The sequence below is a fragment of the Pseudomonas sp. Pseusp3 genome, from assembly GCF_047304225.1.
GTDB classification, from domain to species: Bacteria; Pseudomonadota; Gammaproteobacteria; order Pseudomonadales; family Pseudomonadaceae; genus Aquipseudomonas; species Aquipseudomonas fluorescens_CD.
Window position 1 is genome coordinate 47,514 of sequence record NZ_JBGLYV010000004.1, and the last position, 24,460, is coordinate 71,973.

Here is a 24,460-nt window from a genome sequence, read left to right on the forward strand (position 1 = left end):
CTCCTGAGTCTGCCGAACTCGTTGAGCCCCAATACAGGCCCGGACCCAACTCACGTCAATTCAACGATCCTGGTCTTTGATTCAATGCGGTACTTGCGGCTCGAAAAGCAGGAGCATTCCCGGCCATACCACCAGTACGCGAACACTGTCGCATACTGTAAAAATTCGCGTATTCCAGACACGCCAACGCGGGAGCAAGCTCCCGCGCGGCGACATCCTACCAGTCACTGCCCAAAGGCAGTCAACCGGCCGACCAACAACTTACTTGTGGTCTTTGACTTCTTCGAACTCGGCATCAACAACGTCGTCAGCCTTTTGCGCCTTGTCGTCGTGCGGTGCTGCACCTTCAGCAGGCTGAGCCTGTTCGGCGTACATCTTCTGCGCCACTGGAGCGGAGACTTTCGACAGCTCTTCAACCTTGGCTTCGATAGCAGCCTTGTCGTCGCCTTTAACGGCGGCTTCCAGGGCAACCACTGCCGCTTCGATTGCAGTCTTCTCTTCAGCGGTCACTTTATCGCCGGCATCGGTAACCATTTTGCGCGTCGAGTGAACCAGTGCGTCGCCCTGGTTGCGAGCGGTGGCCAGCTCTTCGAACTTGCGGTCTTCCTCGGCGTTCGCCTCGGCATCACGCACCATGCGCTCGATTTCTTCGTCGGACAGACCGGAGTTGGCCTTGATCACGATCGACTGAGTCTTGCCGGTAGCCTTGTCTTTCGCACCTACGTGCAGGATGCCGTTGGCGTCGATGTCGAAGGTCACTTCGATCTGCGGCACACCACGTGGAGCTGGTGGAATGTCGGCCAGGTCGAACTTGCCCAGGGACTTGTTCTGCGCGGCTTGCTTACGCTCGCCCTGCAGCACGTGAATGGTCACGGCGCCCTGGTTGTCGTCGGCAGTCGAGAACACTTGCGATTTCTTGGTAGGAATCGTGGTGTTTTTCTCGATCAGCGCGGTCATCACGCCACCCATGGTTTCGATACCCAGGGTCAGCGGGCTGACGTCGAGCAGCAGAACGTCTTTCACGTCACCGGCCAGTACCGCGCCCTGGATAGCAGCACCCATAGCAACCGCTTCGTCCGGGTTCACGTCTTTACGAGCTTCTTTACCGAAGAACTCGGTTACCAGCTTCTGAACCAGTGGCATACGGGTCTGACCGCCCACCAGGATCACGTCGTTGATCGCGCCAACGTCGATACCGGCATCTTTCATCGCGATGCGGCAAGGTTCGATGGTGCGCTGAACCAGGTCTTCCACCAATGCTTCGAGCTTGGCGCGGGAGATCTTCACGTTCAGGTGCTTGGGACCGGTAGCGTCTGCAGTGATGTACGGCAGGTTCACGTCGGTCGACTGGCTCGAGGACAGTTCGATCTTGGCTTTTTCAGCAGCTTCTTTCAGGCGCTGCATGGCCAGCGGGTCACCCTTGAGGTTCATGCCGCTTTCTTTTTTGAATTCGTCGACGAGGTAGTCGATCAGACGAATGTCAAAGTCTTCACCGCCCAGGAACGTATCACCGTTGGTGGCCAGTACTTCGAACTGGTGCTCACCATCGACTTCAGCGATCTCGATCACGGAAACGTCGAAAGTACCGCCGCCCAGGTCGTAAACGATCACGGTGTGATCGCCCTTCGCCTTGTCCATACCGTAAGCCAGAGCAGCTGCGGTTGGTTCGTTGATGATACGTTTTACGTCCAGACCGGCGATGCGGCCGGCGTCTTTGGTCGCTTGACGCTGGCTGTCGTTGAAGTAGGCCGGAACGGTGATCACCGCTTCAGTCACGGTCTCGCCGAGGTAGTCTTCGGCGGTCTTTTTCATCTTCTTCAGGATTTCAGCCGAGATTTGTGGCGGTGCCATTTTCTGGCCGTTCACTTCAACCCAGGCGTCGCTGTTGTCAGCCTTGACGATCTTGTAAGGGACCATCTGGATGTCTTTCTGCACGACTTCTTCGTCGAAACGACGACCGATCAGACGCTTCACCGCATACAGGGTGTTGTGCGGATTGGTCACAGCCTGACGCTTGGCCGACTGGCCAACCAGAATTTCGCCATCGTTGGCGTAAGCGATGATCGACGGCGTGGTACGCGCGCCTTCAGCGTTTTCAATAACTTTTGCCTTGCCGTTTTCCAGCACGGAGACGCAGGAGTTGGTAGTCCCCAGGTCGATACCGATGATTTTGCCCATGTTCACTCTCCCGAAACTTTGGATTTGGTTGCCGCAGCAGTGGTGGCTAACTGCGGTAGCACTTAAACGCTTGACTTATAAATGGGGGCCTTGCGGCGGATTTCAAGCCTGCTCGTCAATCGAGGGCGAAACCGGCGCAGGCGCCTTGCTGACCACGACCATGGCCGGGCGCAGCAGGCGACCATTGAGCTGATAGCCCTTCTGGAACACCTTCAGAACGCTGTTCGGCTCGACATCGGCGCTTTCCTGCATGGCCATTGCCTGATGCTGAACGGCATTGAACGGTTCGCCATGCGGATCGATCGCTTCGAGCTGATAACGCTTGAGGGTGTCGTGGAACATTTTCAGGGTCAGCTCGATGCCTTCGCGCATCGGACGGATGCTTTCGTCGTCCGGGCTGGACAGTTCCAGGCCGCGCTCCAGGCTGTCGACGATCGGCAGCAGGTCGCCGGCGAATTTTTCCAGCGCGAACTTGTGAGCCTTCTCCACATCCTGCTCGGCGCGACGGCGGACGTTCTGCAGATCGGCGGCTACACGCAAAGCCTGATCCTGAGCGCCTGCCAGTTGCTCTTCGAGCACTTGTACACGAGCCGCCAGGTCTTCACCCGAAGCCTCGGGCGCCTGGTTGGCGTCTGGGTTTTGCGTATCCACTGTCTGTTCGTCAGCCATAGATTTCTCCTTTCAATATCGTCCGCGAGCTCGACTCGCGCTTCTGCCCAGCTATATGGGGCCGCAAAATCCGGCTTCAAGGGGGGCCCGATCATTAACCCTACAAAAAACAACTGCATTGTCATTCCCGCCCGCGATAAGGGTTTCGTCGGACCAAGCCAATCGAGCTAACGAGGGGCATTGTCAGCCAGAAACAAAACACTGTATAAATAACCAGACCTAACACCTGGGAGCGGCCCATATGCTGGTGCACCTGTCCGTACACAACTACGCCATCGTTGAACATCTCGATCTCGAACTCGATCGCGGGATGAGCGTGATCACCGGGGAAACCGGCGCGGGCAAGTCGATCATGCTCGACGCGCTGGGCCTTACCCTGGGTGATCGCGCCGACAGCGGCGTGGTCCGCCCCGGCGCCGACAAGGCCGATATCCTGGCCACCTTTGATCTGGCCGACATTCCGGAAGCCAGCGCCTGGCTGGCCGAGCGCGACCTCGAAAACGACGGTCCGTGCATCCTGCGCCGGGTGATCACATCCGAAGGGCGCTCGCGTGGCTATATCAACGGCACGCCCTGCCCGCTTGGCGACCTCAAGGCGCTGGGCGAATTGCTGATCGACATTCACAGCCAGCACGAGCACCAATCCCTGCTCAAGACCGATACCCACCGTCGCCTGCTCGATGAATATGCCGGCGCGACGGATCTTGCCCGTCAGGTTCAACTCGCCGCCCAACGCTGGCGCCAGACCCGCCAGGAACTGGAGCGACTCTCCAACTCCGGTGACGAACAACGCGCCCGTCATCAGTTGCTCAGCTATCAACTCGAAGAGCTGGAAAACCTCGGCCTTGGTGACAACGAGCTGGAGCAGCTGGAACAGGAACACAAGAACCTGACCAACGCCGAAACCCTGCTGGGAATCTGCCGGCAAGTCGTCGAGCAATGCAGTGAAAGTGATTCGGGGAATGTCCTCAATGCACTCACCGCCAGCCTCAACCGCCTGTCGAGCGTGAACAGCTCGATCGGGGCTCTGGGTGAAGCCAGCAGCCTGTTGACCAGTGCTCAGATCCAGGTTGAAGAGGCCGTAGGTGAACTGAACCGCTTCCTCGACAATTTCGACGCCGACCCGTCGCGCCTTCAATACCTTGAAGAGCGCCTCGACGCGATCTACACCCTGGCACGCAAACACCGCATCCAGCCAACCGAAGTTGCCGAGATGCAACAGAAACTGCTGGATGAAATCGAGACCCTGAACGCCAACGACGAATCCATCGAGCGACTGAGCGATGAGCTGTCGTCCTATGCTCGGCACTATCAGGAAAGGGCCCGGGAACTGAGCGACCTGAGGCACCAGGCGTCGAACAGCCTGGCCAGCGCCGTGGAGCAGGAAATCCAGCGCCTGGGCATGCCTGGCGGGCGCTTTACCATTGAACTGCGACCCAACAGCAGCGATGAGCTACTGCCCAATGGCCTGGAACAGGTAGAACTGCTGGTCAGCGCCAACCCTGGCCAGCCGTTGAAGGCCCTGGCGAAAGTGGCGTCCGGCGGCGAACTGTCACGGATCAGCCTGGCGATCCAGGTAATCACTGCACAGACTTCCCGTGTTCCGACCCTGGTATTCGACGAAGTCGACGTCGGCATTGGTGGCCCGACCGCAGAAATCGTCGGCCAGTTGCTGCGCAGGCTCGGCGAGCGCGGACAGGTATTGACCGTGACCCACTTGCCGCAAGTGGCAGCGCAAGGACATCAACATCTATTCGTGCACAAGGTGCGCGGTGAGGATGCCACCCGCACAGCCGTTTCCAGATTGAGCAAAAACGACCGCGTCGAAGAAGTCGCACGAATGCTGGGTGGCATTGACCTCACCAAAGAGTCCCTGGCTCATGCCAGGAAAATGGTGGTTGCCGCAAAAGCTTAAATTTAAATAGAGGCAGAAAGCACGAAGGCGACCCTGGGGTCGCCTTCGCTCGTTTCGCGAACTGGTGTTCGCGCGACATGCTTACTTTTTCTTGCGCACGTACAGCACCAGATTGTGATCAACCATCTCGAAGCCATACTTGTCGACGATTGCTTTCTGAAGCCGCTCGATTTCCTCGTCGAAGAATTCGATCACTTCACTGGTTTCGACGTTGACCATATGGTCGTGATGCTTTCCGTCGTCCAGTTCGAAGACCGCATGGCCTCCGTCGAAGTTGTGCCGCACCACAAGGCCAGCTGCCTCGAACTGGGTCAGAACACGGTAAACCGTGGCCAGACCGACGTCCTCACCAGCCTCCATAAGGGCCTTGTAGACATCCTCGGCACTCATGTGGCGCTGCTCGGCGGAATCGAGCATTTGCAGAATTTTGACCCGTGGCAGGGTCACTTTGAGGCCGGCTTTGCGTAGTTCGCTATTTTCAACCATGGTCAGCTTTCTCGCGATGCTGCTTCGCAGCTTCTCTTAATGCGGGTATGATCGGCGTTTACGTTGTCCCAGCCAAGATAGTGGAAGTCGCCCACCGATGCAAAACACCAAGCTCTTGCTAACCAGTTTCACCTTTGTGGGACTGCTCGCACTCGCCGGTTGTTCATTCCCCGGGGTTTACAAAATCGACATCCAGCAGGGCAATGTCGTCACGCAGGACATGATAGACCAGTTACGCCCGGGAATGACCCGCAAGCAAGTACGGTTTATCATGGGCAACCCTCTGCTGACTGACACGTTCCATGCCGATCGCTGGGATTATCTGTACAGCCTGCAACCAGGTGGCGGTGAACGCCAGCAAGAACGCATCAGCGTTATCTTCAACCCAAATGATCAGCTTGTCAGCCTCTCCGGTGATTTCATGCCAGGTGTGAGCCGCGACGAAGCCATCCTCGGCAAGGACAGCGGCACGACAGTCACTGCCCCGGCAGAAAACGTCGAAAAGCCAAAACCGGAAAAACCGGTCAAGCCAGGTTCGTTGCTGGACCAGATCCAGAAGGACGTCGACGGCGTAGAAACCGTTCCGGTCCCGACGCCGCAACCACTGGAAACCTCGCCGCAATAATTTGCGACGCAATAAAAAGCCCGGCATGTCCGGGCTTTTTATTGCGTCGCGTTCGGTGACTTACTGATTCCGGGCCTTCGCCTCGGCAGCCTTGGCCGCACGCAGCCGGCGAACCTCTTTGGGATCAGCCAGCAATGGCCGATAAATCTCTATGCGATCCCCAGATTGAACCAAACGACTGTCGGGATCGACAACCACCTTACCGAAGATCCCCACAGGACACCCGGCCAGATCCAGCTCAGGGAATGCCCGACCTATACCGGATTTCAGCAAAGCGGCGCGAACAGTCGTTCCTGCTGGCACTTTCACCGGCAGAAGCACCTGGCGATCAACGGCGGCATACACCACCTCAACCCCGATATCCGCCTCAACCATGTATTTGCTTGGCCCGTTGGCAGAATGCATCCACCAGCGTATTGGCCGCCTGATTGAACAATGGCCCCAAGGTCGCACGAACAATCGGCCCTGCGTAATCGAATGAAAGGTCCAGGCTGATCTTGCAAGCCTTATCGGTCAACGCCTTGAACACCCAAATGCCATGCAACTGAGTGAACGGGCCCTCCTCAAGGTTCATTTCGATCGACTGGCCAGGAACCAGGGTATTGCGCGTCACGAAATGCTGGCTGAGGCCACCCTTCGCCACGCCAACGCTCGCCCGCATGTGCTCAGGCGAGCTCTCCAGGACTTCGGCCGCCGAGCACCACGGCAGAAACTCCGGATAGCGAGCCACGTCGTTGACCAGGTCATACAGCGCTTGTGCCGGATACGGCAGCAAGGCCGAACGTGAAATGTGTGTTGTCATGTCAGCGTTACTTCCACAGCTGGGCGGCAAACACTACGAGGATGCCGATAGGCGCCACATAGCGCATCAAGAACAAGGACAGACCAAACAGCGCAGGATTGCGCATCGACAATTCGTCGCGCACCGCTTCACGCCCCATGATCCAGCCCGCAAACACCACGAAACACAAACCGCCAAGCGGCAACATGAGTCGCGAGGTAAAGAAATCGATCACACCAAAGAAGTCGAGACCACCGGCTGCACCCCATTGGTAGAGGTGGAACATCCCGCCATCATTCACGAAAAACTTGGCCTCCTTCCAGATATTGAAGGAGAACACTGTGCCCAGGCCAACAAACCAGCAGCTGAAAGCCAACCAGAAGGTGACCCATGCACGACTGACTTTAGTGCGCTCGACCAGGTAGGCCACCATCGGCTCAAGCAGGGAAATCGCCGAACTCCAGGCAGCGACCGCCACCAGCACGAAGAACACCACACCCATCATTTGCCCGAACGCCACGTTACCGAAGGCAAACGGCAGGCTGACGAACATCAGCCCCGGCCCTTCGCTCGGATTCAGGCCCGCCGCGAAAACTATCGGAAACAATGCCAGGCCGGCCACCAGGGACACAAAGGTGTCGAGCAGCGCCACACCAACGACAGTCCCCGGTATCGACGAGTCCTTTGGCATGTAGGCGCCGTAGATCATGATCGAGCCGACGCCCACGCTCAGGGAAAAAAACGCATGCCCCATCGCGGGCAACAAGCCGTCCAGGACCTTTTCCGGGTGGAAGTCGAACATGAAATGCACGCCCTCCATGAAATGACCGGTGGTCATGCTGTAACCCAGCAGCACGAGGACCATCACGAACAACAAAGGCATCATGATGCGCAAACTGCGCTCAAGCCCGGCAACCACGCCCTTGGCGATCACCACCGCGGACAACAGCATGAAAATCGTGTGCCAGAGTGTCAGGCGCCAGGGATCGGCGATCACATTGCCGAAGTAAGCCCCCACCTGATCCGGCGTCGTGCCCTGGAAGTCGCCACGCCCCATGTCGATGATGTAATCCAGCGACCAGCCGCCAACCACACTGTAGAAAGACAGGATCAGCAACGCCGTGATCATTCCGGCGAATGCGCCCCAGGACCATTTGCCCGAGTGCCCCGCCTCAATCGCCAGCGCCTTCAAGGCATTCGCCGGGCTGTGCCGGGCACGTCGGCCGATCAGGGTTTCCGCCAGCATGACCGGCACGCCAATCAGCGCGATGCAAACCAGGAACATCAGCACGAAGGCGCCGCCACCATAGACGCCGACCATGTACGGGAATTTCCAGATACTACCCAGCCCCACGGCCGAACCGGTCGCGGCGAGTATGAAGACCCAGCGGCTAGCCCAACTGCCATGGACTGAAACCTTGTCTGTCGACATCGCTATCACGTCCGGCGTTCAAAAAAGAGGCCGCATTGTCCGGGATTCAATCAACCTGCTCAAGCACGTAGCAACACCGTAGCCGACTCGCGTGCAACTCCCTATAATGCCGCCCCTATGGCTAAACAGAAGAAACACCCAACAGGGACCATCGCGCAAAATAAAAAGGCGCGACACGATTACTTCATCGAACATCGGTTCGAGGCTGGTCTGGTCCTGGCCGGCTGGGAAGTAAAAAGTCTGCGGGCAAGCAAGTTGCAGCTGGTCGACAGCTACGTACTGCTCAAGGATGGCGAAGCCTGGCTGCTCGGCAGTCACATCACGCCCCTGACGACCGCCAGCACCCACGTCATCGCTGACCCGGTGCGCACCCGTAAATTGCTGCTCAATCGGCGCGAGCTGGAAAAGCTCTCCGCCGCCGTGCAGCAAAAGGGTTACGCCTGCGTGTGCCTGTCCTGGTACTGGAGCAAGCACATGGTCAAGTGCGAGATCGCTCTGGGCAAGGGCAAGAAGGAATACGACAAGCGTGATACCGAGCGCGAACGCGACGCCGGTCGCGAATTGCAGCGCGCGGTGCGCAACAAGGGCAAGGAAGAGTAATTCCCTTCGCGGGCAAGCCCGCTCCTACAGGGTTTCGGTGTACCTGTGGGAGCGGGCTTGCCCGCGAAAGCAATCTCACAAACGATATGGAACCGACTGGCTACATCCCCTTGCGCCGCTCCGCCCGGGCCATGCGCTGCACTTCCTGACGCACCTCTTCCAGCACCTCTTGCACATACAAAATGTGTCGACTGGAAACTTCCCGCGCCTGCTCCGCCCGCCCTTCAATAATCGCCTGATACAACTCCCGATGCTGCGTGATCAACATGTCGCGGGTTTCAGTGCGCTGCTTGTACATGCCACCGATGTTGGTCACCACGTTGCGCTTGAGCAGATCGAACAGCCCACGAATGGTGTGCAGCAACACGGCATTGTGGCTGGCCTCGGCGATCGCCAGGTGAAAGCTTGCGTCCGCCGCCCCCTCTTCGGCACGGCTCACCTCTTCGTGACGTGAATAGCAGTCCTGCAATTCGTTGAATGCCGCGGTCAGCCGCTCGCGATCCACATCAGTGGCACGCAGCGCCGCGTAGTAGGCACAGGACGCTTCCAGGGTATGGCGAAACTCCAGCAGATCGCGTTGCGCCTCGGGGTTGCTTTCCAGCAGATGCAACAAGGGATCACTGAAGGTGCTCCCCAGTGATTCCACCACATAGTTGCCGCCGCCCTGGCGACTGACCAGCAATCCCTTGGCGGTCAGTTTCTGAATGGCTTCGCGCAACGAAGGCCGTGACACGCCAAATTGTTCGGCCAACGCACGCTCGGCCGGCAAGCGCTCACCCGCCTTCAACGTGCCCTCGAGGATCATGCCCTCAAGCTGCTCGACAATATCGTCAGACAAACGGCGCTGACGAATCTGATCAAACCCCATAACTCGATTTCTCCACGATCCGACGGCTCGCCGGGGCTCTATTCTGGCCTATCGGCGCCGCGCCAGCACCTGCAACAACGCATTTGGTCATACCAGGCAGACGACCTGAGCACTTTGCCTACGACAAAAGTTTTAGGGCGGCAAATTGACACACCGCCTACAAGGCTTTTACCCTAGCCAACAGCGATTGTAAATTGGTCTTACCAATTATCCAAGAACGCTGATCAGTGCCTGACCAACAACAATTAGGGGCCACCCCATATGCAAACCTGGCAACAGCTCTATACCCCGCTCGGCAGCCTCGGCCTGTCCGCACTCGCAGCCGTCATCCCCATCGTATTTTTCTTCCTGGCCTTGGCCGTGTTCCGCCTCAAAGGGCATGTCGCCGGCAGCATCACCCTGGCCTTATCGATACTGGTGGCGATCTTCGCCTTCCAGATGCCGGTCGACATGGCGTTCGCCGCCGCCGGATATGGCTTCGCCTATGGCCTGTGGCCGATTGCCTGGATCATTGTGGCAGCGGTGTTCCTCTACAAACTGACGGTCAAGAGTGGCCAGTTCGAAGTCATCCGCAGTTCGGTACTGTCGATCACCGATGACCAGCGCCTGCAGGTATTGCTGATCGGCTTCTGCTTCGGCGCCTTCCTCGAAGGCGCGGCCGGTTTTGGTGCACCGGTGGCGATTACCGCGGCCCTGCTGGTAGGGCTGGGTTTCAACCCGTTGTACGCCGCCGGCTTGTGCCTGATCGCCAACACCGCACCGGTTGCCTTCGGCGCCCTGGGCATTCCGATCATTGTCGCCGGGCAAGTGACCGGCATCGACGCCTTCAAGATCGGCGCCATGACCGGTCGCCAACTGCCGCTGCTGTCGATGTTCGTGCCGTTCTGGTTGGTGTTCATGATGGATGGCCTGCGCGGCGTGCGGGAAACCTGGCCGGCAGCCCTGGTGGCCGGCTTGAGCTTTGCCGTGACCCAGTACTTCACCTCGAACTTCATCGGCCCGGAACTGCCGGACATCACCTCGGCCCTGGCCAGCCTGATTTCCCTGACCCTGTTCCTGAAAGTCTGGCAACCGAAACGCGCCGCCGGCCAACACATCGTGGGGGCTGTATCGGCCTCAGTAGTAAGCGCCAGCGTCGGTGGTTTCGGCCAGAAGCGCACCACCGTGGCATCGCCCTACAGCCTCGGGGAAATTTTCAAGGCCTGGTCGCCGTTCCTGATTCTCACCGTACTGGTCACCATCTGGACCCTGAAGCCGTTCAAGGCCATGTTTGCCGCCGGCGGTTCGATGTACAGCTTCGTGTTCAACGTTGCCATTCCACATCTGGATCAACTGGTCATCAAGACCGCGCCGATCGTAGCGACGCCAACAGCCATTCCGGCGGTGTTCAAACTGGACCCGATTTCCGCTACCGGCACGGCGATTTTCTTCTCGGCGCTGATCTCGATGCTGGTACTGAAGGTCAACTTCAAAACTGGTCTGACCACTTTGAAAGAGACCTTCTACGAACTGCGCTGGCCGATCCTGTCCATCGGCATGGTGCTGGCGTTTGCCTTCGTGACCAACTTCTCGGGCATGTCCTCGACCATGGCCCTGGTACTGGCGGCGACGGGCGCGGCGTTCCCGTTCTTCTCGCCGTTCCTCGGCTGGCTGGGCGTGTTCCTCACCGGTTCCGATACGTCGTCCAACGCCCTGTTCAGTTCGCTGCAAGCGACCACCGCGCACCAGATCGGCGTCAACGACACCTTGTTGGTGGCGGCGAACACCAGCGGCGGCGTAACCGGCAAGATGATCTCGCCACAGTCGATCGCCGTGGCCTGCGCCGCGACCGGTCTGGTGGGCAAAGAATCGGATCTGTTCCGCTTCACCCTCAAGCACAGCCTATTCTTTGCAACGATTGTCGGTTTAATCACCCTGGCCCAGGCCTACTGGTTCACCGGCATGCTGGTGCACTAAGACGACAAGCGACATGGAAATAACCGACGCCGGTCCGTGATTCCGGCGTCAGCAATTCACAACCCGGTCTGTAAGGCTGCTGAAAGCAACTCTCTCTATATTCAGCAGCCTCAGCGGACGGATAACCGGGCCCACCCGGAGACACGCCTGATGAGCGAGCTTTTTTACAACGCTGTGCCGAATGCGACCCGTGTCGCCCCGCCACTGCCCGAGCCTCGGCAATACCCCAGCGAGAAACCGTCACGGGTTTACCTGTTCGGGACCTGCGTGGTCGATCTGTTCTACCCCGAAGCCGGGATGGATGCGATCCACCTGCTGGAACGCGAAGGCATTCGTGTCGAGTACCCGCAAGGGCAAAGCTGCTGCGGCCAACCGGCCTACACCTCGGGTTACACCGAACAGGCACGGACCGTGGCGCGCTCGCAATTGGCGCTGTTCGCTGGCGACTATCCGGTGGTGGTGCCGTCGGGCTCCTGCGCGGGCATGCTCCGCGAGCATTACGCCGACTTGTTCAAGGACGAGCCGCAGACGTTGAAACAGGTCCAGGCGCTGGCTGCCAGAACCTACGAACTCGCCGAGTTCCTGTTGTTTGTCTGCAAGGTGCAGCTCAGAGACAAAGGCGAACCGGTAAAAGTGGCGCTGCACACCTCGTGCTCGGCACGCCGTGAAATGAACACCCACCTGCATGGCCGCGAATTGTTGTCGCAGTTGAGCAATGTGGAGCGGGTCAATCACGATCACGAAAGTGAGTGCTGTGGCTTTGGCGGGACATTCAGCGTCCGTATGCCAGACATTTCCGGCGCGATGGTGACTGACAAGACCCGGGCGTTGAAGGAGTCCGGCGCGCACAAGGTGTTGAGTGCTGACTGCGGTTGTTTGATGAACATCAACGGCTCGCTGGAAAAGCAGCAGGAAACGTTGCGCGGCCAGCACCTGGCCAGTTTCCTCTGGCAGCGTACCGGAGGTGCCCGATGAGCACTTCCACGATTATTCCTACGGTCGCCGTAGAAGAAGATTTCCGCACCCGCGCCCACCAGGCGTTGGGTGACACGCAATTGCGAAACAACTTTCGCAAGGCGATGGATTCACTGATGAGCAAACGGGCAGCGGCTTTCAGCGATGCCCATGAAAGAGAACATTTACGCGCGCTGGGCAATGCAGTCCGTGCCCGCGCGTTATCCAAGTTGCCCGAGTTGCTCGAGCAACTTGAACAGAACCTGACCCGCAACGGTGTGACAGTGCACTGGGCGGAAACGGTGGACGAAGCCAATGGCATCGTCCTCTCGATCATCCGCGCTCACGAGGGGCGGCAAGTGATCAAGGGCAAATCGATGGTCAGCGAAGAGATGGAGATGAACCATTTCCTCGAGGCTCAAGGCATTGAATGCCTGGAGTCCGACATGGGGGAATACATCGTCCAGCTCGACCACGAGAAGCCTTCACACATAATCATGCCGGCAATCCACAAGAATGCCGGTCAGGTCGCGTCCTTGTTCCACGACAAACTTGGGGTGGAATACACCAAGGACGTTGACCAACTCATTCAGATCGGTCGCAAGGTCTTGCGGCAGAAATTCTTCGAAGCGGACATCGGCGTCTCCGGTGTCAACTTCGCCGTGGCCGAAACCGGCACCCTGCTGCTGGTGGAAAACGAAGGCAACGGCCGCATGACCACCACCGTGCCGCCGGTGCACATCGCCGTCACCGGTATCGAAAAAGTCGTGGAAAACCTGCGCGATGTGGTGCCGCTGCTGTCGCTGCTGACCCGTTCGGCCCTGGGCATCCCGATCACCACTTACGTCAACATGATCTCCGGCCCACGCAAGGCGCATGAGCTCGACGGCCCGCAGGAAGTGCACCTCGTGCTGCTCGACAATGGTCGCAGCCAGGCCTTTGCCGACAGCGAATTACGCCAGACCCTGAACTGCATCCGCTGTGGCGCCTGTATGAATCATTGCCCGGTGTATACCCGAATCGGCGGCCATGCCTATGGGGAGGTTTACCCCGGCCCTATCGGAAAAATCATCACCCCGCACATGGTCGGCCTGGCGAAAGTCCCGGATCACCCGAGCGCTTCTTCGCTGTGCGGTGCCTGCGGAGAAGTCTGCCCGGTAAAAATCCCGATCCCTTCGCTGCTGCGGCGCCTGCGGGAAGAAAACGTCAAGGCCCCGGACAGCCCCAATCAAGTGATGCGCGGTCAGGGCAGCAAGTATTCGCGCAAGGAGCGGTTCATCTGGAACGCCTGGGCGAAGCTCAACAGCTCGCCAACGCTGTATCGCCTGTTCGGTTTTTTCGCCACCCGTTTGCGCGCCCTCACGCCGAGCAATGTCGGCCCGTGGACGCAAAACCACAGCGCACCAAAACCCGCCGCCCGCTCACTGCATGACATGGCCCGCGAGCACTTGGCCAAACAGGGAGACCGCTGATGAGCGCCAAGCAAAATATCCTCGCCAAACTGCGTAAAAGTCTGACGGGCACCACGCCGGTGGCCGACAACTTTGATGTCGATCTGGTGACCCAGCCTTACACCTACGCGCCTGAGCAACGCATTGCGCAACTGCACAAACTGATGGAAGCGGTGCACACGGAAATCCATCTGACGTCCGGCGAAAAGTGGCCGACGCTACTCGCGCAATTGCTGCGGGACCGTCGGTTGCCGAGTCTGCTGATCGCACCGACCACACCCCACGGTCAACGGATCACACAGCACTGGGTGAAAAATCCCGGCCTGCCAATGCTCAAGGCCTACGACCGCCCGATTGAGGAATGGAAGGCAGAGCTGTTCAACGACACTCCGGCAAGTCTGACCGGCACCCTCGGCGCCATCGCGGCAACCGGCAGCCTGATTCTCTGGCCGACCCGGGAAGAACCGCGTTTGATGAGCCTCGTGCCACCGGTGCATTTCGCTCTGCTCAAGGCCAGCGAAATCCGCGACAACTTCTATCAGGTGCAGCAGGAGTTCGAATGGGCACAAGGCATGCCGACCAATGCGTTGCTGGTGTCCGGCCCGTCGAAAACCGCCGACATCGAGCAAGTGCTGGCGTACGGCGCCCACGGGCCGAAAGACCTGGTGGTGTTGATCCTGGAGGACCAATGAGTCTACCGGCCGCGTTCCTGCGTGATGTACAGCAACTGATTCCTCAAGAGCGACGTTTCGACGACCCACTGTCGACCCTGGCCTTCGGCACCGATGCCAGTTTCTATCGTTTGATTCCGCAGTTGGTGATCCGCGTCGAGTCCGAAGACGAAGTGGTGGCGCTGCTGCAACTGGCACAACGCGACCGGGTGCCGGTGACCTTCCGCGCCGCCGGTACCAGTTTGTCCGGTCAGGCGATCAGCGATTCGGTGCTGATCGTGCTGGGGGATAACTGGAACAGTCGCGAGATCCGCGGCCAAGGCGCGCAAATCCGCCTGCAACCCGGTGTGATCGGTGCCCAGGCGAACGCTTGGCTGGCGCCGTTCGGACGCAAGATCGGCCCTGACCCGGCCTCGATCAATGCCTGCAAAATCGGTGGCATCGTCGCCAACAATGCCAGCGGCATGTGTTGCGGCACGGCGCAAAACACCTATCACACCCTGGCCGGTATTCGTCTGGTGCTGGCCGATGGCAGTCGTCTCGACACTGAAGATGTCGCCAGCGTCGCGGCGTTTCGCCAAAGCCACGCCGCCCCGCTGGAGCGCTTGGCGACGCTGGGACGCGAGACCCGCGCCAACGCCGAGCTGGCTGCGAGAATCCGCCACAAATACCGTCTGAAAAATACCACCGGCCTGTCGCTCAATGCCCTGGTGGATTTCGACGAGCCTGTAGATATCTTGAGCCACTTGCTGGTGGGCTCCGAGGGTACGCTCGGATTCATCAGTGCGGTGACCTACGACACAGTGATCGACCACCCGAACAAGGCCTCGGCCCTGATTGTGTTCCCCGATGTCGAGACCTGCTGCAACGCCGTCACCGTATTGAAAAGCCAACCGGTATCGGCCGTGGAATTGCTGGACCGCCGCAGCCTGCGTTCAGTGCAGGACAAGCCCGGCATGCCGCCTTTCGTACAGCATCTGTCGAACAATGCCTGCGCCTTGCTGATCGAATCCCGCGCCGCGTCGACCACCTTGCTGCACGAACAACTGGCGCAGATCATGGCGTCGCTGCAGGCGTTCCCGGTGGAAAAGCAGGTCGATTTCACTGAAGACCCGCAGGAAAACGCCCGCCTCTGGGCCATCCGCAAAGACACCTTCCCTGCCGTCGGCGCCGTGCGCAAGACCGGCACCACGGTGATCATCGAAGACGTCACCTTCCCGGTCGAGCAATTGGCCATCGGCGTCAACCGCCTGATCGAGCTGTTCGACAAACATCACTACGACGAAGCGATCCTTTTCGGACACGCACTGGAAGGCAATCTGCACTTCGTCTTTACCCAAGGCTTCAACAACGCGCAAGAAGTCGCACGCTATCAGGCGTTCATGGACGACGTGGCGCAACTGGTGGCAGTGGAGTTCGGTGGCTCACTGAAAGCCGAACACGGCACCGGACGCAACATGGCGCCATTCGTCGAGCTGGAATGGGGCAGCGATGCCTACCAGTTGATGTGGCAACTCAAGCGTCTGCTCGACCCCAACGGCATTCTCAACCCGGACGTGGTGCTCAGCGAAGACCCGCAGATCCACCTCAAGCACCTCAAGCCATTGCCGGCCGCCGACGAGATTGTGGACAAGTGCATCGAATGCGGCTTCTGCGAACCGGTCTGTCCGTCGAAAGGCCTGACCTTGAGCCCGCGCCAACGCATTGTGATCTGGCGCGACATTCAGGCGAAAAAACGCGCCGGCATCGATACTGCCGAACTCGAAGCCGCGTACGAATACCAGAGCATCGACACCTGTGCCGCCACCGGCCTGTGCGCGCAACGCTGTCCGGTCGGCATCAATACCGGCGAACTGGTGAAAAAGCTGCGCAGCCGTAAGGCAACGCATACGAAAACCGCCAACTGGCTTGAAGGACATTTCGCCACGGCACTGCAAGGGGCGCGTTTCACCCTGCACGTCGCCAATGGTGCGCGCCTGTTGCTGGGAGCACCGCGACTGGCAAAGCTTTCCGCAACCGTGAGCAAACTGTCCAAAGGGCAAATCCCGCAGTGGACCAATGCGATGCCCCAGCCTGAACGGCCGATTCGCTTCAGCCCGGCGATCACCGACGAGCGTCCGCGGGTGGTGTACCTGGCCGCGTGCGTATCTCGGGCCATGGGGCCGGCAGCTGGCGACAAGGAACAAATGTCGCTGCACGACAAGACCCGCGGCCTACTGGAAAAGGCCGGTTATCAGGTGGTTTTCCCGGACAACCTGGACAGCCTGTGCTGCGGTCAGCCGTTCGCGTCCAAAGGCTACGCCGAGCAAGCCGAACACAAACGCCAGGAACTGATTGGCGCCTTGCTGCACGCCAGCCGCGGCGGGCTCGACCCGATCTACTGCGACACCAGCCCGTGCACCTTGCGCCTGGTTCAGGACCTGGGCGAAGCCCGCCTGGACCTGTACGACCCGGTGCGCTTCATCCGCACTCACCTGCTGGATCGCCTGGAGTTCACGCCACAGGAGGCACCGATCGCCATACACGTGACCTGCAGCACCCAACACCTGGGGGAAAGCCAGGCGCTGATCGACCTGGCGCGCAAGTGCAGCAAAAACGTGGTCATTCCCGAAGGTATTCACTGCTGCGGCTTCGCTGGCGACAAGGGCTTCACCACGCCGCAGCTGAACGCCCATTCGCTGCGCACGCTCAAGGACGCGGTGCAGCAGTGCAGCGAGGGGATTTCCACCAGCCGTACCTGCGAGATCGGCCTGACACAACACGGCGGAATCGATTACCACGGGCTGGTCTATCTCGTGGATCGGGTCACCCGGGCGAGGGCCAACTGAAGAAAAATAGAACCCTGATGCGCTGCTGTAGTCCACCGATCAAGTCCTGCACATGTGGGACCTCCCCCAAACTCGGCAGCCCGTTCTGATGACCAGCGATGCCTGGACCTCAGTTCAAGGAGATACACATGAAACGTTCTGTACTACTGTCAGGTCTGTTCGTTACTGCCTCACTGATAGCGTCTACCTCGTTTGCCGCCGGTGGCACAGAAGATCTCTGCGAAACCAATCTGCAAACCATCAACAATGCCAAGGCCCAGGTCCAGGCGCAGGAAATCCAGGCCCGGGTAGAAGCCAGCGTTCAGCAAGCCAAGGCTTATCAGGCACAAAAAACCAAGGAAGGGACGGAGAAATGCATCGCTGAAACCACCCAGACGATTCAGGAAATCCAGAAAGCCAGTAAAGACGGTAAAAGCTCGTAAGGCTTCAAGGCCAACCTTCGGGTTGGCCTTCCGGGTCGCATTGACGTACACTGTGCATGCCTGTTGCTCACTTGATTCAAAGAGCACCAGGCTCGGGGCCGTTTAGGATTCGACGCCGGTTGCGAAACTTTAGGTGCATGCCGAGTTGGTAACAGAACTCGTAAATCCACTGTTGCAACTTCCTATAGTTGCCAATGACGAAACCTACGGGGAATACGCTCTCGCTGCGTAAGCAGCCTTAGCCCTTCCCTCCTGGTACCTTCGGGTCCAGCAATCATCAGGGGATGTCTGTAAACCCAAAGTGATTGTCATATAGAACAGAATCGCCGTGCAGTACGTTGTGGACGAAGCGGCTAAAACTTACACAACTCGCCCAAAGCACCCTGCCCGTCGGGTCGCTGAGGGTTAACTTAATAGACACGGCTACGCATGTAGTACCGACAGCGGAGTACTGGCGGACGGGGGTTCAAATCCCCCCGGCTCCACCACTTCATCATCTAAAGACGTCCACGGACGTCTTTTTTTGTGCCTGGAATCCAGTGAAATCAAGGGTTTCCAGCGCTTCTGTGGCTCACAATGGTTTTTTGAGTTCCAGACGCTTTGGTATCCCAGGTGGTATCCCGGGCTGCCAAGTGCTACTTTCAGGATACCAAAACGGTGCTGGAGGTAGCCCCCATGCCTACTAAAGCAACCCGCCTCTCCGATCGCCAGCTCAAGGCAGTCAAGGCAACTGGTAAAGACTTCGTCCTCAGCGACGGCGACGGCCTGCAGCTTCGAGTACGCGCCAGCGGCTCGATGATGTGGAATTTCAATTATCGCGAGCCGTTGACCAGAAGCCGTCTTAATATGGCGCTCGGTCCATACCCCGACCTCTCATTAGCGAATGCTCGGAAGAAAGCAGTCGAGGCGCGAGAGCTACTTGCTCAAGGCATTGACCCCAAAGCCCAGCGCGATGAGCAAAGGCAAGCCAGATTGGCTGAGACCGAACACACCTTCGAGAAGATAGCCACCGCCTGGTTCGAATTGAAGAAAGACTCAGTGACGCCAGCGTATGCCGAGGACATTTGGCGTTCACTCACGCTGCATGTTTTTCCGAGCATGAAATCGACGCCGCTTTCTGAAGTCAGTGCTCCTATGGTGATCAAGCTCCTTCGCCCGATTGAGGCCAAAGGCAGCCTCGAAACAGTGAAGCGGCTGAGCCAACGACTCAACGAGATCATGACTTACGGGGTGAACTCCGGACTGATTTTCGCTAACCCTCTCAGCGGCATTCGGGCGGTCTTCAAGAAGCCCAAGAAAGAGAACATGGCCGCGCTACGACCCGAAGAGCTATCCGAGCTCATGATCGAAATCGCGAACACCAGCATCAAGCGAATCACCCGCTGCCTGATCGAATGGCAACTGCACACCATGACCCGTCCTGCCGAAGCGGCTACCACCCGATGGGTAGACATCGACTTTGACAAACGCATTTGGACCATCCCGCCGGAGCGCATGAAAAAGCGTCGTCCGCACACCATCCCGCTGACCGAACAGGCACTCGCGTTACTGGAGACGCTCAAGCCCCACAGCGGCCACAGGGAATACGTGTTCCCGGCAGATAGGAATCCGCGCACCCACGCCAATAGCCAGACCGCCAACATGGCGTTGAAACGCATGGGCTTTCAGGACCGCTTGGTCAGCCACGGCATGCGCTCCATGGCCAGCACCATCCTGAACGAGCATGGGTGGGATCCGGAGTTGATCGAAGTCGCGCTGGCGCATGTCGACAAGGACGAAGTCCGAAGCGCTTACAACCGAGCTGACTACATCGAACGCCGGCGTCCGATGATGGCTTGGTGGAGCGAGCACATCCAGAAAGCGGCCACTGGCAACCTGTCGGCATCTGCGATCAATCAAACCAGGGACCACAACGTCGTGCCGATACGGTGAGCGCTCACCGGACGCCGCCAGTAACCGAGAATGACTCCCCAGATGGAGTGATGGTTGATTTGGCGACAGCGGCGACACCGGCGACAACCCGCGTAATACCTGGTTTGCAGCATGGCGACAGAAGTGGCGACTGTCGCCGTTGCAAGCCTCCCTCTTGGGGCTTTCTCGGCCAAGCCCACGCGAGCGGGAAGGCTCCGCATTCCCACTCGCATGGGCTCTGCGTAATTACATCTCATTTGACCACCTAAAGGCATTGCCACTGACCAGTCATTCGCACTCGCGCTGACCAACCGTTTGCAGTTGATGGATGTCAGCGGATGCCACTCAGCCGCGAGTGCGTCAGCCAAGCACTGAAGGACTGCAACCGCCCCATAGCTGTCGGTGGCGACAGGCAAAAATCGGCCAAAAGCAGACGATTATCCGAATAGTCCTGCGCCCCCTTGGCTGGCAGGTCGCTTAGTCGCAGCCATGTCGATGGGGCCGAGGGGCTGAACGGGCTGAACGGGCTCTTTTCTTTATCGGGGTTATGGCTTACGTCGGGCGGCTCGACAGACATAGCCTGGCAGGCTCTTGCCAACGGTTATCCGTACATAAGCCGTACGCGCTTGACACGAGCGGAGTACCCGTCTATTGTACGTACTGAGCTTAGCTCAATGAAAGCCAGACTGATGATGAAATAGATAGATAGATAGATAGATAGATAGATAGATAGATAGATAGATAGATACTGAAAATTAAACTGAAGATAAATAGATAGAGAAATGGAAGGAAATATGATGAGAAACCTAATGGCCTCAAAAGTGCGAAAGCGCTATTGGAACTTATAACCAGCGTAAGGAAGAAATACTACCTAGATACAATTAGCAGGTGACCAAAATGTCTACATTAGTTGAAAACTTGAATGCAGCAAAAACTGCGCGTCTTGATTTAAAGACGACTGAATTCGCCAAAGATTTCATACGCAAAGCAGCAACCATTTCAGGTCTCGACATGACTTCTTTCATTATGGCTTCTGCCTTTAAAGAGGCCGAAGCAGTAATGGAAAACTACAACCGATTGGAGCTTTCAGAGAAAGCTTTCTCTCGATTACACGAAATTCTTCGCGATAGCGATGAAGAAGCAACACCACCCCCAGCTCTAGTAAAACTAATGAGGAATAAAAATGAACGTGCAAGAGATCGCCAATTACGAAGTAGATAACAACCTGCGTGGAAACTATTCTTCCTACATTTTCCCCAAAACCTTCAGCTGTGGGGAAGCGATGCTGGACGACTACTTCAAGACCAAGCTCAAGCGGGCGTTGAAAAGTGAAAACGTCACCGGCATTGGAGCCATCAACGACAAAGGAGAACTGTTTGCTTTCTGCACGCTGACTTTTCTTATTTTGGACAAAGCTCGGGTTCAGACTTATCTGGAGCAAGGGAATCTCCCCCCCCAAGTTCCAGCGGTTAAGCTGAGCATGCTTGCTGTTGACGCTCCTTATCAACGGCAAGGCATTGGCGGGGAACTGCTGATGATTGCATTCGATCAGGCTATTACTGTACACAAGACGATTCCTATTAAAGGGATGTATCTTGATGCAGCGCCCAAAGCAGTCGAATTCTACAAATCCCTCGGGTTTGAGATTTTGGACGACGCAGGTGCTGACGGGACAACGCCAATGTTCATCCCGATCAAGAGGATGATTGCGGCCGCTTCCGCTGCTGCAACCAGTAGCTGACCGACTTTTTTTTCTGGTATGAATAGCGCTATCAATCAGCAGCATTGATAGCGACTATTTACTCTCCACCCGCGTGGCGGCGAATATCCCTCTGTTGAAGATTTTTCTTCAGCAAACAGATCTTCCTACACTTTTACCCGTTCTAGGTTTTAAATCAGCTAGGCACGCCGGATTGTCGGGGAGCGGTGAAAATTTCACGATGTGAACAAGATCAATAGTACCTGCAGCCCTACGCAAGAGGTAGAAGTCGGCCAAAAGCGGACGCTTTCGCAGTGGCCTAGCAGACCGTTCCTAAGGCTTGAGGGTATTTACGAAACTATGGGCGATTCACGACGCTGTTCCGTCCCTCCAACAAAGTCATCAACGAAGGGTCGATCGCTCCCGAACTCGGTAAGTTGCTTATGCAGTCTTAAAAGATAAGTCGGATAAGGCCGTAGTCTGACTTCATGATCAGTGCCACACCCACTTGGGTGTGGCTGCACCAGTACCTCATGAGCAGGAGCACAACTCCTCCTTCAAGACTGTGCGAATTGCTGGGCAAGGAAACGAAGCACAGTGTGGAGATTCTCAAGCCCTTGCGGCGAGAAGATATCTTCGCCTGTCTCTGCTTTATGGTAGTGCTCCGCCAGGAACAGCCCATATTGATCCTTGCTGGGTAATGTAGTCAGACCCAGCGTCCTCTGTGCGACCTCAAAGCTATCCCGGCCCAGCAAGGCTTCCAGCGCCCAAGACTCATAGGTCGCATCGATATCTGCAAAGGTGATTACGGACGAGTCGGGTAGGAGCCACTTCTTGCGGTATCGATCACGTGCGTCTCGACCCGCTCTATCGTCATCCAAGAGGACTATAAATTTTTCGCCCCGCCCCATGAGCAAACTGAGCAGGTTCCCGGACGAGCTCGAACCGACACCCGGGACGATGGTGAAGTTAATCGTGACGTCACACGTGGTCGAGGCCGCCTTGAACGCGTAGTAGTCCGAGATCCCCTCCACGATGACGAAGGGCGACGTGCCAACAATCTCAGGAACCACATACTGCAGCCTCTCTATTACCGGCTGGAAGTGATGGCTTCTGGTCGGATACTTATCTAGAAACTGTTTGTACTTTATTGCGGCGATTTCAGCCGGTAAAAACTCAAGATCATACCCGTCAACGTCATCATGCTTGGCAGCGCGGTTCTCGACGATGTAGGCGCCTGAGAGCCACCTGGGGTCGACCATGTGATGACTGTGTGTGGAGTAAATGATCTTGTCCCCATTGCCGATCATTTTCTCAAAATACGTCAACAGCTCAACCTGGGCGCGAGAGTGCAGGTTGGCGGCAGGTTCGTCGAACACATAAATGGTTTTGCGCTTACTGTCTTCCAGCTTGAAGCCGGTGAGGAGCAAAAAGGTGAAGAACCACCTGAAGCCGATGGAGCGTTCACTGATCTTGTAGTCAGAGTCACCGTTACTGACAGCAAAAGACACCATGGCAGTGGGTGTATCAGCCCCGGTGACAGACCACTGCAGCTCGACCCGCCTGGCTGTCGTCTCGCGCGAGAATACCCGCCACCAGCCGCCAATCACCTCGCTCGTCAGGGCCTGGGAGACCTTCTTGAACACCGCATCAATCTGACTCTTTTCATGGCTTCGATAAAAGGTATCGAGCCACTGAGCGCCATGTTTCTCACTGTACTGCGCAATGCGTCTATTGATGTGCTCTTCTACATCATGATCTGCATACGCAATGATTTTTTCCACGATTTCCCGGTAGTGACGCTGCTCGTAACTCTCCCCCTGAAATGGGGCCAGCTCGATTTCCTCGGGTACGTTAATCAGAAATGTCGGGAAGTAGGCGACCGTTGGTACGCCTTCCACCACCAACTCTGCGATCCGCGCCCACACATCCACCTCAGGATTATCTGGGTATGCGAAGGGCTCAAATTCCTCCTCCCAAGGCAGCTTGACGTTTAACTCCAAGCCGAGACTTCCGCTACTTTCACCGTTCGGATCATTTGCAAAATTGATTTCTTTTGCAATCCGGAACTTCTTGCCCAAGGCCTCGACATCCACCTCAAACCCGAGCGTCTCCGCCAGCTTCTCGATCGCCATTATTTCTGCTTCGTCCAGCTGCACCGTGGCGGCGACGGACACTACACCCTTGAATGAACCCTTCTGGCTGGCAGGAATGAACGTAAACTCTTTGTTATTTTCTGGACTGAAGGTGTACAGACTTGAGACCGACTTATCGCTACTTACAAATTGCGATATCGCTTCGAGAATAGTGGTTTTACCACTTTCGTTAAGACCAATGAGCATTACGATCGGCGTATCGATCTTGCCTGAAAGCTCAATGCGCGTACTGACAATGCCTTTGTAGTTCTTAATCTCAAAATCGAGGATTTTCGACATCAGCAAACACTACCCTGTGTTAGCACGAACTGAGCCACGCTAGCGTTAACCGCTAAACTTGGCATGCTTGAGCCCTGAACGTGACGCCAACAGCCCTCAGCTACCTATTGGCAAATTGGATCCGGCAGGGTTAGAGTGCTGGCACTCTAGCATTAGTCAAGCCGCTGTCAACAGGCATCGATTTGACGCCAAGATAGCGCTGCGTTGTTTCACATAGGGATATTGGGGAACGTAATGTCAGGTTCAGATGGCAAGCTTTTCCGGGACTACACAGCGGGAGCTCCTACAGAGATCACCTGTGACAGGCTCTACCTGCAGACTCATCTCGCCTCTCCGAAGGCCGATGTGGTTGAGCAGTTCGATGTCGGTGACACCCTGCAAATGACCGTGGGATACGCCGGTACTGAGCTTTCCGCACTCGCTGTTTGGAACGGCCAGACTGCAGGAGGCATCGCATCACCTAAAGCGATCCGGTTAATCACCTGTATCGAGAACGGTACGGCCTACGTAGCGCTTGTGACGGCCAAGATTGGCGGCCAGGTGGCGCTCAAGATCTCTCCGGTCAAACAGGAGTGATTT

Annotated in this window: 21 protein-coding genes and 1 other RNA gene; 14 read left to right on the forward strand and 8 right to left on the reverse strand. The window is 57.4% G+C overall.

Going from position 1 to position 24,460, the window contains the following annotated elements; all coding sequences use genetic code 11:
* Positions 1–261 precede the first annotated feature (261 nt).
* On the reverse strand, positions 262–2,178 hold the full coding sequence (gene dnaK / locus ACCD00_RS02510) for a molecular chaperone DnaK (RefSeq protein ID WP_413421616.1): 1,917 nt from the start codon (positions 2,176–2,178) through the stop codon (positions 262–264).
* Between the two features lie 102 nt (positions 2,179–2,280).
* A complete protein-coding gene (gene grpE, locus ACCD00_RS02515; protein WP_007988694.1) occupies positions 2,281–2,847 on the reverse strand; it encodes a nucleotide exchange factor GrpE in 567 nt (188 codons plus the stop codon).
* Between the two features lie 241 nt (positions 2,848–3,088).
* On the opposite strand from grpE, the gene recN reads away from it, so the two are divergent.
* Entirely contained in the window at positions 3,089–4,762 is a 1,674-nt protein-coding gene (recN, locus tag ACCD00_RS02520) for a DNA repair protein RecN (protein ID WP_111280790.1), read from the forward strand.
* 81 nt (positions 4,763–4,843) lie between these two features.
* On the opposite strand, the gene fur is transcribed toward recN, so the two are convergent.
* Positions 4,844–5,248: a ferric iron uptake transcriptional regulator gene (gene fur / locus ACCD00_RS02525; protein WP_003197684.1), complete on the reverse strand. Its 405-nt coding sequence runs from the start codon at positions 5,246–5,248 to the stop codon at positions 4,844–4,846.
* 97 nt (positions 5,249–5,345) lie between these two features.
* On the opposite strand from fur, the gene ACCD00_RS02530 reads away from it, so the two are divergent.
* A complete protein-coding gene (locus tag ACCD00_RS02530; RefSeq protein ID WP_413421619.1) occupies positions 5,346–5,873 on the forward strand; it encodes an outer membrane protein assembly factor BamE in 528 nt (175 codons plus the stop codon).
* A gap of 60 nt (positions 5,874–5,933) precedes the next feature.
* On the opposite strand, the gene ACCD00_RS02535 is transcribed toward ACCD00_RS02530, so the two are convergent.
* The 3 genes from ACCD00_RS02535 to ACCD00_RS02545 are packed head-to-tail and all read right to left on the reverse strand — an operon-like array spanning position 5,934 to position 8,086.
* Entirely contained in the window at positions 5,934–6,248 is a 315-nt protein-coding gene (locus ACCD00_RS02535) for an RnfH family protein (RefSeq protein WP_413421621.1), read from the reverse strand.
* Positions 6,241–6,675 (reverse strand): type II toxin-antitoxin system RatA family toxin, encoded by a 435-nt coding sequence (locus ACCD00_RS02540; protein WP_413421623.1) that lies wholly within the window; start codon positions 6,673–6,675, stop codon positions 6,241–6,243. The genes ACCD00_RS02535 and ACCD00_RS02540 overlap by 8 nt, the downstream gene beginning before the upstream one ends.
* 7 nt (positions 6,676–6,682) lie before the next feature.
* Positions 6,683–8,086, reverse strand: coding sequence for a sodium-dependent transporter (locus tag ACCD00_RS02545; RefSeq protein ID WP_413421625.1), 1,404 nt, complete (start codon positions 8,084–8,086; stop codon positions 6,683–6,685).
* A gap of 117 nt (positions 8,087–8,203) precedes the next feature.
* Between ACCD00_RS02545 and smpB the strand changes: the two genes are divergently transcribed.
* Positions 8,204–8,686 carry an SsrA-binding protein SmpB gene (gene smpB / locus ACCD00_RS02550; RefSeq protein WP_007988707.1) on the forward strand — a complete coding sequence of 161 codons (483 nt, stop codon included), beginning with the start codon at positions 8,204–8,206 and terminating at the stop codon, positions 8,684–8,686.
* Between the two features lie 100 nt (positions 8,687–8,786).
* Here the strand turns inward: smpB and ACCD00_RS02555 are convergent, their stop codons facing one another.
* Positions 8,787–9,554, reverse strand: a complete 768-nt coding sequence (locus tag ACCD00_RS02555) for a GntR family transcriptional regulator (RefSeq protein ID WP_057396627.1) — start codon at positions 9,552–9,554, stop codon at positions 8,787–8,789.
* Positions 9,555–9,815: 261 nt separating this feature from the next.
* Between ACCD00_RS02555 and ACCD00_RS02560 the strand changes: the two genes are divergently transcribed.
* The 10 genes from ACCD00_RS02560 to ACCD00_RS02605 all read left to right on the forward strand — a co-directional run bounded on the left by ACCD00_RS02560 (position 9,816) and on the right by ACCD00_RS02605 (position 21,488).
* Positions 9,816–11,510, forward strand: coding sequence for a lactate permease LctP family transporter (locus ACCD00_RS02560; protein ID WP_413421628.1), 1,695 nt, complete (start codon positions 9,816–9,818; stop codon positions 11,508–11,510).
* Between the two features lie 150 nt (positions 11,511–11,660).
* Positions 11,661–12,485: a (Fe-S)-binding protein gene (locus ACCD00_RS02565; protein WP_413421630.1), complete on the forward strand. Its 825-nt coding sequence runs from the start codon at positions 11,661–11,663 to the stop codon at positions 12,483–12,485.
* The gene (locus ACCD00_RS02570; RefSeq protein WP_413421632.1) at positions 12,482–13,936 is read left to right on the forward strand and encodes a LutB/LldF family L-lactate oxidation iron-sulfur protein; all 1,455 of its coding nucleotides are present in this window, start codon (positions 12,482–12,484) and stop codon (positions 13,934–13,936) included. Before ACCD00_RS02565 ends, ACCD00_RS02570 begins: the two co-directional genes overlap by 4 nt.
* Complete coding sequence (locus ACCD00_RS02575; protein ID WP_413421634.1) at positions 13,936–14,607, forward strand: LutC/YkgG family protein; 672 nt, start codon at positions 13,936–13,938, stop codon at positions 14,605–14,607. Before ACCD00_RS02570 ends, ACCD00_RS02575 begins: the two co-directional genes overlap by 1 nt.
* Positions 14,604–17,414 carry an FAD-binding and (Fe-S)-binding domain-containing protein gene (locus ACCD00_RS02580; RefSeq protein WP_413421636.1) on the forward strand — a complete coding sequence of 937 codons (2,811 nt, stop codon included), beginning with the start codon at positions 14,604–14,606 and terminating at the stop codon, positions 17,412–17,414. The genes ACCD00_RS02575 and ACCD00_RS02580 overlap by 4 nt, the downstream gene beginning before the upstream one ends.
* 128 nt (positions 17,415–17,542) lie before the next feature.
* The gene (locus tag ACCD00_RS02585; RefSeq protein WP_413421638.1) at positions 17,543–17,836 is read left to right on the forward strand and encodes a hypothetical protein; all 294 of its coding nucleotides are present in this window, start codon (positions 17,543–17,545) and stop codon (positions 17,834–17,836) included.
* 94 nt (positions 17,837–17,930) lie between these two features.
* Positions 17,931–18,324, forward strand: a transfer-messenger RNA (tmRNA) gene (gene ssrA, locus ACCD00_RS02590).
* 187 nt (positions 18,325–18,511) lie between these two features.
* Positions 18,512–19,768, forward strand: coding sequence for an integrase domain-containing protein (locus ACCD00_RS02595; RefSeq protein ID WP_413421640.1), 1,257 nt, complete (start codon positions 18,512–18,514; stop codon positions 19,766–19,768).
* Positions 19,769–20,644: 876 nt separating this feature from the next.
* The gene (locus tag ACCD00_RS02600; RefSeq protein WP_124304554.1) at positions 20,645–20,968 is read left to right on the forward strand and encodes a DUF1778 domain-containing protein; all 324 of its coding nucleotides are present in this window, start codon (positions 20,645–20,647) and stop codon (positions 20,966–20,968) included.
* Entirely contained in the window at positions 20,931–21,488 is a 558-nt protein-coding gene (locus tag ACCD00_RS02605; protein WP_124304553.1) for a GNAT family N-acetyltransferase, read from the forward strand. The genes ACCD00_RS02600 and ACCD00_RS02605 overlap by 38 nt, the downstream gene beginning before the upstream one ends.
* A gap of 515 nt (positions 21,489–22,003) precedes the next feature.
* Here ACCD00_RS02605 and ACCD00_RS02610 read toward each other — a convergent pair.
* On the reverse strand, positions 22,004–23,881 hold the full coding sequence (locus tag ACCD00_RS02610; RefSeq protein ID WP_413421642.1) for an AAA family ATPase: 1,878 nt from the start codon (positions 23,879–23,881) through the stop codon (positions 22,004–22,006).
* Positions 23,882–24,115: 234 nt separating this feature from the next.
* Here ACCD00_RS02610 and ACCD00_RS02615 point away from each other — a divergent pair, with 234 nt between their 5' ends.
* On the forward strand, positions 24,116–24,457 hold the full coding sequence (locus ACCD00_RS02615; RefSeq protein ID WP_241189846.1) for a hypothetical protein: 342 nt from the start codon (positions 24,116–24,118) through the stop codon (positions 24,455–24,457).
* Positions 24,458–24,460 lie beyond the last annotated feature (3 nt).